Origin of the sequence: Pigmentiphaga sp., from assembly GCF_033795525.1 — a bacterium.
Lineage (GTDB): Bacteria > Pseudomonadota > Gammaproteobacteria > Burkholderiales > Burkholderiaceae_B > Pigmentiphaga.
This window is the reverse complement of record NZ_JARYGM010000026.1, coordinates 1-842: the sequence shown is the minus strand read 5'-3', so window position 1 is coordinate 842 and position 842 is coordinate 1. Positions and strand designations below refer to the sequence as shown.

General features: G+C 62.7%; 1 protein-coding gene. It reads right to left on the bottom strand.

What is annotated here, in order from left to right:
- Nucleotides 1-554: 554 nt before the first annotated feature.
- Nucleotides 555-842, bottom strand: a 288-nt coding sequence (locus QHC78_RS21050; RefSeq protein WP_495886041.1) for a ClpB D2-like domain containing protein, incomplete at its 5' end; no start/stop codon positions are given.

The window sequence follows — 842 nt, the reverse complement described above, 5'->3', positions numbered from 1 at the left end:
AAGAGCGGGATGACCATGTGCGGGAATACGACCACGTCGCGCAGCGGGAGCAGCGGCAACTCAATCGGTTCGGGAGGGAGTATCTGGCTCGCAGACATGATGCGTCCTCGAATTGGAATGCAATCAGGATGAGGGCGTAAACGTGGATTTCAAGCGTCGGCGGGCGTGTTCTGCAGAAACAACCGGGCCATTCCCCTGTTCCGGCACCCGCACCCGGAAAAAAGCATGGCCCCAAGGAAAGGCGCAGACCCATCACTCGCCTTCCGGCCGTTGATCGACACGCCCTAAAAGCCAATGTAGCACGAGTGAGGCCCCCCTACGCGCTGACGCGCGCCCCCCAGGGGCGATGCGGGTGGACCGGCGGAGCCGGATCGACCCGCATCCTGGGTCTAAGTCAACTTTCTGGGTTTGGAGCACTGTTGCTGCCGCTGGCAGCCAGCCGTAACACCGGTGCGACAAACCAAGATAGTGCTACGGGACCCAGGGCACCGCGGATCCGGCTTTGCCGGTCCGCCAGTGCCGCCCCTGGGGGGCGCGCGTCAGCGCGTAGGGGGTTACTTATTCGACGCTACTTTAGGCTTGTCGCCATAGATGAGCAGCGGGACGCCCTCGCCGTTGACGGCATTTTCGTCGAGCACCACTTTGACGACATTGCCTTGGCTGGGCAGCTCGTACATGGTATCGAGCAGCGAGGCCTCGATGATGGAACGCAGCCCGCGGGCGCCGGTCTTGCGCTTCAAGGCCTTCTGTGCGATGGCTTGCAGCGCCTGAGGACGCACGTCGAGTTCCGCGCCTTCCATGGCGAACAGCTTCTGGAACTGCTTGACCAGCGCGTTCTTGGG